Origin of the sequence: Sphingomonas sp., from assembly GCF_042091075.1 — a bacterium.
In the GTDB taxonomy this organism is placed as follows: domain Bacteria; phylum Pseudomonadota; class Alphaproteobacteria; order Sphingomonadales; family Sphingomonadaceae; genus Sphingomonas.
This window is the reverse complement of record NZ_JBELIE010000140.1, coordinates 1,329-8,745: the sequence shown is the minus strand read 5'-3', so window position 1 is coordinate 8,745 and position 7,417 is coordinate 1,329. Positions and strand designations below refer to the sequence as shown.

5 protein-coding genes are annotated in these 7,417 nt (G+C 67.8%); 4 read left to right on the top strand and 1 reads right to left on the bottom strand.

Annotated features, from left to right (window positions below; genetic code table 11):
- Nucleotides 1–1,036, top strand: a 1,036-nt coding sequence (locus ACFDSW_RS13000; protein WP_375250709.1) for a TonB-dependent receptor, incomplete at its 5' end; no start/stop codon positions are given.
- Nucleotides 1,037–1,111: 75 nt separating this feature from the next.
- On the opposite strand, the gene ACFDSW_RS12995 is transcribed toward ACFDSW_RS13000, so the two are convergent.
- Nucleotides 1,112–2,023, bottom strand: coding sequence for a formylglycine-generating enzyme family protein (locus tag ACFDSW_RS12995; RefSeq protein WP_315462495.1), 912 nt, complete (start codon nt 2,021–2,023; stop codon nt 1,112–1,114).
- Between the two features lie 153 nt (nt 2,024–2,176).
- On the opposite strand from ACFDSW_RS12995, the gene ACFDSW_RS12990 reads away from it, so the two are divergent.
- From ACFDSW_RS12990 to ACFDSW_RS12980, 3 genes are all read left to right on the top strand, one after another.
- Nucleotides 2,177–3,784: a sulfatase-like hydrolase/transferase gene (locus ACFDSW_RS12990; protein WP_375250708.1), complete on the top strand. Its 1,608-nt coding sequence runs from the start codon at nt 2,177–2,179 to the stop codon at nt 3,782–3,784.
- A gap of 37 nt (nt 3,785–3,821) precedes the next feature.
- A complete protein-coding gene (locus tag ACFDSW_RS12985) occupies nt 3,822–4,703 on the top strand; it encodes a LysR family transcriptional regulator (protein WP_315462465.1) in 882 nt (293 codons plus the stop codon).
- A gap of 119 nt (nt 4,704–4,822) precedes the next feature.
- On the top strand, nt 4,823–7,417 hold a 2,595-nt coding region (locus tag ACFDSW_RS12980), incomplete at its 3' end, for a TonB-dependent receptor plug domain-containing protein (RefSeq protein WP_375250707.1).

Here is a 7,417-nt window from a genome sequence, read left to right as displayed (position 1 = left end):
GGTCGGCCAGGACAATCGCCCCGACGTCACCAGCTTCCTGCGCAATCCGTTCCGCAGCGATTTCCTGACCGATCTGACCACGGTCACCAACCAGTATTTCGTCAGCGATACGTGGAAACTGGACGACGCGCTGACGATCGCGGGCGGGTTCAAGGGCGCGCGGGTGTCGAACGGCATCGTTACGACGTTCGGCACGCCGTTCATCAATGGCCGCATCGCCGCGCGGGACTGGTTCCAGCCGCAGATCGGCGCCACCTACCGCGCCGGTCGCCAGGAGTTCTTCGCCAATTACGCCGAGAACATGCGCGCCTTCATCAGCTCGTTCCGCGGCCCGTTCGGCACGACGCAGGCGGGGTTCGAAGCGATCCGCGGCACGCTGAAGCCGGAGACGTCGCGGACCGTCGAGGCGGGGTGGCGGTTCGACCTTGGCGCGCTGCGCGGCGTCGTCGCGGTGTACGACGTCAAGTTCCGCAACCGCCTGCTCGCGGCGTTCAGCGGCGCCAACATCCTGGGCAATCCCAGCGTGCTGCAGAACGTCGGCAGCGTGACGAGCCGCGGTGTCGAGATCGCCGCGACCTATCGCGTCAGCCGCCCGCTGTCGCTGATCGCCTCCTATTCGTACAACGACAGCACCTACGACGATAACACCGTCAACGGCACCGCGCTGGTCGCCACGCGCGGCGTGCGCACCGTCGATACGCCGGCGAACCTCGCCAAGGCGGAAGTCAATTACGACGACGGCGCACTGTTCGGCAATCTGGCCGGCGGCTACACCTCTCGCCGCAACGTCACCTATACCGGCGACGTGACGGTGCCCGGCTACACGCTGATCGATGCGGCGCTCGGCTATCGTTTCCCGATCGGCAGCGCGCTCGCGGGGCTCGAGGTGCAGCTGAACGCGGTAAACCTGCTCGACAAGCGCTATATCGCGGCGCTCGGATCCGGTCAGTTCTTCAACACCGCCGCCTCGCTCAACAATACGCTTCAGGCCGGGTCGCCGCGCCAGGTGTTCGGGACCCTGCGACGTCGGTTCTGACGCGCGGCCTCGGAGAGCCTTGTCGGCGCGTGCGCATGACGGCGTATGGGAGAGGCGCGCGCCGTCGTTGATGAGTCAGCGGGTTACGCAGCGAAACCCGATGTGGGTCGTCGCGGAATCGATGGGCTGCGCATGGCGGGCAGCAGGGCGATAGCGCTGGCAATAGCTTTCGGCGCACAGATGGGATCCGCCTTTCAGCACCTTGCGCGGAATGCGCGCGGCTTCTCCCGGGTCAAAGCTGTCCTGTCGCCGCGCGCCGCGCGGGTTGGCGATCGCGCAGCATTTGGGGCCGGTCTTTCCGCGTAGGACGGATGGCGTCGCGTACCAGTCCGCGGTCCATTCCCAGACGTTGCCGATCAGGTCGTACACGCCATAGCCGTTGGCAGGATAGGTGCCGACCGGCGACGTCCGCTCGAAGCCGTCGAGCATCTGGTTGGCGAACGGGAAGCGCCCCTGCCAGTAATTCGCCAGCATCGCGCCGCCCGGCGCCAGCTCGTTTCCCCAGGCGTAATCCGCGTCCTCCAGGCCGCCACGCGCCGCGAACTCCCACTCCGCCTCGGTCGGTAGTGCCTTCCCGGCCCACTGCGCGAAGGCCTCGGCATCGGCGTGGGTGACATGCACGACCGGGTGATCGCCCAGATCGTCGACACTGCTGCCGGGACCCAGCGGATGGCGCCAATGCGCCCCCAGGCGAAAATGCCACCACTGGCTGACGTCGGTCATGTCGACGGGGCCGGCGGTCTTTTCGAACACCAGCGAACCCGGCTGGGCGAGCGCGGGGTCCATACCCGGATAGTCTTTCGGGTCGGGCGCGCGTTCCGCCATCGTCACATAACTAGTGGCGGCGACGAACGCGGCGAATGCGCTGTTCGTCACGGGGGCGGCGTCGATCGCGAACGGATCCACGCGCACGCGCCGGACGGGGGCTTCCTCCGGGTAGAAGCGGGTGGACCCCATCGAGAAGGTGCCGCCGGGCAGGCGGACCATATCGCCGTATCGCATGTCCGCCGCTCCTTTCGTCACAAGGGCTTATCCTAGCACGGATCGCCGCCGTCGCCCCGATAGCCCGAAGGCATGACCGCTATACCGTCGTCAGACGCCGCTGCGGGCGATAGCCCAGCGGTAAAGGGAGAGGATCGGATGAAACGGATCACAGCCGGAATGTCGGCATTCGCCTGTGCGGTCGCGCTGACGGCGGGGGTGGCGGCAGCGCAGGGGGACAAGCCCGTCGACGGGTTCCTCGCCAAGACCACGCGCCCGGCGCCCAACCGCGAACCGGTGATCGACCTGCCCCAAGATCGCGCGGCGGCCGCCGCGGCATTGGGGCGGGCGCGGGCGCGGTTCGGGCGCGCACCCAATATCGTCATGATCCTGGTGGACGATGTCGGCTGGAGCGACATCGGCGTGTTCGGCGGCGGCGCGGCGGTGGGCAGCCCGACGCCCAATCTCGACCGGCTCGCCGCCGGTGGCCTGCGCCTCACCTCCGCCTATTCGCAGCCGTCGTGCACGCCGACGCGCGCCGCGCTGCTCACCGGGCGGCTGCCGGTGCGCAGCGGCCTGCTACGCCCCTATCTGCCGGGTGAGAACAATGCGGCGACCGGCCTCAATGGCGAGGTCACGCTCGCCGAACTGCTGAAGAAGGCCGGCTATGCCACGCAGGCGATCGGCAAATGGCACCTCGGCGGCGCCGAGCAGGCGCAACCGCAGAACGTCGGCTTCGACGATTATTACGGCATCCTCACCTCGTCCGACGATTATACCGCGTGGCGCGAACCCTGGCGCAATCCCGATCTCGTCAACGATCCCGATCGCCGCGCCTGGGCCGAGAAGGGCGAGACGATGGGCATCGTCGCGGGCAAGACGGGGGCGGCGGCGACGCTCGCCTATCCGATCGACCGCGACACGATCCGCTTCGTCGATGAAAAGCTGACCGACCGGGCGACGCAGTTCATCGCCTCGCGCAAGAACGAGAAAAACCCCTTCTTCCTGTATGTCGGCACGCGCGGCGCGCATTTCGACAATTACCCGCACCCCCAAGTCGCCGGCAAATCGCCCGGCCGCTATCCGTACAAGGACGTGATCGTCGAGCTCGACCACCGCGTCGGCCAAGTCGTCGAGGCGCTGAAGGCCTCCGGACAGCTCGACAACACGATCGTCATGATCGCGTCCGACAACGGCCCGATGCTCGAAACCTTCCCCGACACGGGCACCACGCCGTTCCGATCGGGCAAGGGGTCGATCTACGAAGGCGGCGTGCGCACGCCGATGATCGTGTCCTGGCCCGGCGTCATCGCGCCCGGCCGCGTGTCGGACGGCCTGTTCGACCTGATGGACGTGTTCGCGACCAGCCTGTCGCTCGCCGGCCGGGCCGATCTCGTGCCCACCGACCGCTATATCGACAGCATCGACCAGACCGGCTTCTTCCTCGCGCCGCAGGGGCAGAGCGCGCGCCGCGTCGAATATTACTGGGTAAACAACATCTTCATGGGCGCACGCGTCGCCGAGTTCAAATATCTGATGCACGACCAGATCACCGAAAGCGACGACAGCTGGCCGCGCTCCAGCCCGTTTTCGGCGGCCTATACGACCTCGGTCTACGGCGGAAAGATGTTCGATCTCTACATCGATCCCAAGGAGGAGCACGCGCTCGCGCCCCTGAAACAGCCGCAGATCCCGGTCGTCGCCGCGGCCGTGCAGGCGCAGCTCGCGACGTTCAAGGCCTATCCCCCCAAGGTTCCGATCCGTTAGTCTGGTCGCCGGCCCGCACGGGCGATAGGGTGCCACGATGGAATTGCGGCACCTGGAACAGATCGTCGCCGTCGTGAAGGCGGGGGGCTTCAACGGCGCCGCGCGGTTGCTCGGCGTCGCGCAGCCGACGCTGAGCAAAAGCATCGCGCGTCTCGAAGGCCAGCTCGGCCTGCAATTGTTCGACCGCTCGACCGAGGGAACGCGGCCGACGCCGCACGGCGATTATCTCGCCCGCCGCGCCGAGCCGTTGCTGCACGAGGTCGCGGCGCTGATGCGCGAGGTCGAACAGCGCAGCCGTGGCGACCTCGGCGTGCTCACCATAGCGGCCGGGGCGGCCACGCATCTCAACCCGCTGCCCATGGTGATCCGGCGGTCGGCCACCGAATTTCCCAACCTGCAGCTCGTCGTCCGCCGTGTCGCGAGCGAGGGGCTGGCCCGCGGCGTGCACGAAGGGGCGTTCGACATCTCGTTCAGCCGCCGCGAGAATGCCGAGGCCTATCCCGACCTGGTGCGCATCAAATTGTTCGACACCGATACGATCTTCGTCGTGCGCCCCGGTCACCCACTGCTGGCGCGCGCGCCGGTCGGCCCCGCCGACGTGCTCACCTATCCGATGGCGAACATGCTGGTCAGCGATGCGCTGCTCGAATGGCTGGGGCCCATCGCCCCCGATCAGAACCGGCGGCTGCGCGGCTTGGTGTCCGACGATCCCGACATGATCCGCCACTATCCGCAAGGCACGGACCGGATCGCGCGCGGCCCGCGCTTCGTGTTCGATCGCGAACTGGCCGACGGCACGTTGGTCGAGCTGCCATCGACCGAGACATTCCCGTTCGAATGCTGGATGCTGACCACCAAGGGCCTGTGGAGCGTGCCGCTGGTGCGCCGCATCGCGCAGATCGCCAAGGGTGCCCCGTAAGATCGCTGATAGCCTGAAGGCATAACGGCGCTACATTTTTCGACCGACGTCATGGCGCATCCACTGCGCTACCCCTTCGCCCAAGAGACCGAAGCGTCTCGCAGGATTGGGAGAGGGCTATGCGCGCGACGTTGCTGGGCAGCACCATATGGGTTTCCGTCTCGCTGCTGGCGGGGCAGGCGCAGGCACAGACGGGGGAAGCGCCGGCTGCGGCGGTGCCCGTTCAGGCCAATGCGCCCGCCGACCAGCCCGACATCGTCGTCACCGGATCGCTGATCCGCGGATCGCGCGAGGATGCGCCGGCGCCGGTCGACGTCATCGGCGCGCAGGACCTCGCGCGACAAGGAAGCCCGTCGGTCGTCGAACTGATGAAGGCCTTGCCGACGTCCAGCGGCGTGCTGGGCGATTCGAACCAGTTCGATTCCCGCTCGCAGGGCAGCGAAGGCATCGCCACGGTCAATCTGCGCGGCCTCACCCCCGAACGGACGCTGGTGCTGCTCAACAGCAAACGGCTCGTCCCCGTCGGCACCGGCGCGCCCGCGGTGGACATCAATCTCATCCCGCTCGCCGCCATCGGCCGGGTCGAGGTGCTGAAGGACGGGGCTGCCGCGACCTACGGCTCCGATGCGATCGCCGGCGTCGTCAATTTCATCACGCGCACCGATCAGAAGGGGTTTCGCGCAGCGGGCAGCTACAAGCATGTGCCCGGCAGCGACGGCGACATCGATGCCTCGATCAGCTTCGGCCATGATGCGAACGGCCTGCGCTTCCTCGTCGCCGCCGGCGTGCAGACGCGCGGGCAATTGCTCGCGACGAAGCGCGACTTCGCGCTGCGTGATTATGCCACCAACCCCCAGGGCGGCTGGAATCCGGCGAGCAACCCCGGCAGCTTCGTCCCTATCGGCGCGACCGGGGCGCCGCTGGGGGCGGTACGCACTGATGTCGCCTGCGCGCCGCTCGGCGGCTACGTCACCACGCAGAACCGTTGCATCGGCAACACCACGCAATTCGACGCGCTCGCCGAACAGGAACGCCGCGGGCAGGTGTTCGTCGACGTCGGCATCGACCTGCCACATGGCATGGAGGTGCAGGCGACCGCCCTTTACGGCGCGTCGGAAAACCCGCACGTCCTCACCTCGCCGTCCTATCTGCCCTCGCAGCCGCCCTCGATCGTCGCGCTCGGCGGCGTCAACCGCAGCAGCGTGTCGGGCTTCTACGTGCCGGCGAGCAACCCCGGTTTCCAGGCCTATGCGCAGCAGAACGGCGGGCTCGCCAATGCCGCGGGCGTCGTCTTTCCGACGCTGCTGTTCCGTCCCTATCTGCTCGGCGGCAATCCGCTGACGCTGGGCGAGGCCGACTATCCGGGGTCGCTGACCGGCAGCCGCCGGTCGGAGACCGCCCGCTTCACGCTGGCGCTGCGCGGGCCGCTGACGCAAGGCGTGGATTTCGAGATCGCCGGCACGTACCAGCATTATTACCGCTATGTCGAAAGCAACGACATCTTCGGCGATCGCATCCAGCTCGCGCTGCGCGGGCTCGGCGGGGCAGGGTGCAACGTCGCGGCGAATACGCCCGGCCAGAACGGCTGCCAGTATCTCAATCCCTTCGGCAATGCGATCGCCGCCAATCCGGTGACGGGCGCGGCCAATCCCGGTTATGTCGCGGGCGTCGCCAACACCGCCAGCCTGGCGAGCTGGCTGTTCGTGCCCAGCGTCACGCGCACCAACACGCAGCTCTTCGTCGCCGATGCGACCGTGTCGGGCGGCACGGGAATTTCGCTGCCCGGCGGCGAGCTGAAATTCGCGCTCGGCGGTCAGTATCGCCGCTCGTCGTTCCGCACCGCGCTCGGCGCCGCGAACGACCTTGCCGTAACGCCGTGTCGTGAAACGCCGCTCAACGGCAATCTCGGGGCGTGCGCGCCCAGCACGGTTGGCGGTCCGGCCGCGCAGGCGACCGGCGCGTTCGGTTTCCTCGGCAGCACCCGCGCCGCGCAGGCCAGCAGCGACGTACGGGCGGTCTTTGCCGAATTGCAGCTGCCGATCCTGTCCTCGCTCAACGGCCAGCTGTCCGCGCGGTACGAAGATTACGGCGGTCAGATCGGATCGACCTTCAATCCGCAGGCGCGGCTGCGCTTCCAGGCGACCGACTGGCTGGCGTTCCGCGGCGGCATCGGCACCACCTTCCGCGGGCCGCCGGTCCAGTATCTGACGCCCAATTCCTTCACCGGGCTGCAACTGGTCGGCAGCGCGTTCAAGCCCGTCGAAATTCTCGGGCGGCCGGGGTTGCAGCCCGAAACCTCGACGAACCTGTCGGGCGGCGTGCTGTTCAACGCGGGTGGCCTGCGCGCAAGCGTCGACTATTTCCGCTACCAGATCCGCGACACGATCGTCGCCGATCCGCTGGGCGGCATGGTCGCGACGCTGTTTGCCGGCAGCAACTGCACCAACGCCGCTTATGCGGCGCTGCGCCAGCGGTTCTTCTTTAACGACGGCGGTGGCGTGGCAGGGGCGGGGACGTGCAGCGCGGCGAACGTGTCGCGTGTCGTCACCACCTACCAGAACGGCGCGCGGGTGCGGGACGCCGGGCTCGACTTCAATCTGGATTACGATGCCGATGTCGGTGCGGTGCGCGTCAGCATGGGCGGCTCGGCGACCTACAACCTCGAATATAAGACGGGCGCGCAGTCGGTGGCGGGCGTCGTCGTTCAGCCGGCG

Excerpts from the sequence above, each read along its gene's own strand:
- ACFDSW_RS12995 (WP_315462495.1), bottom strand. The coding sequence starts at position 2,023 with ATGGTCCGCCTGCCCGGCGGCACCTTCTCGATGGGGTCCACCCGCTTC.
- ACFDSW_RS12990 (WP_375250708.1), top strand. The coding sequence starts at position 2,177 with ATGAAACGGATCACAGCCGGAATGTCGGCATTCGCCTGTGCGGTCGCG.
- ACFDSW_RS12985 (WP_315462465.1), top strand. The coding sequence starts at position 3,822 with ATGGAATTGCGGCACCTGGAACAGATCGTCGCCGTCGTGAAGGCGGGG.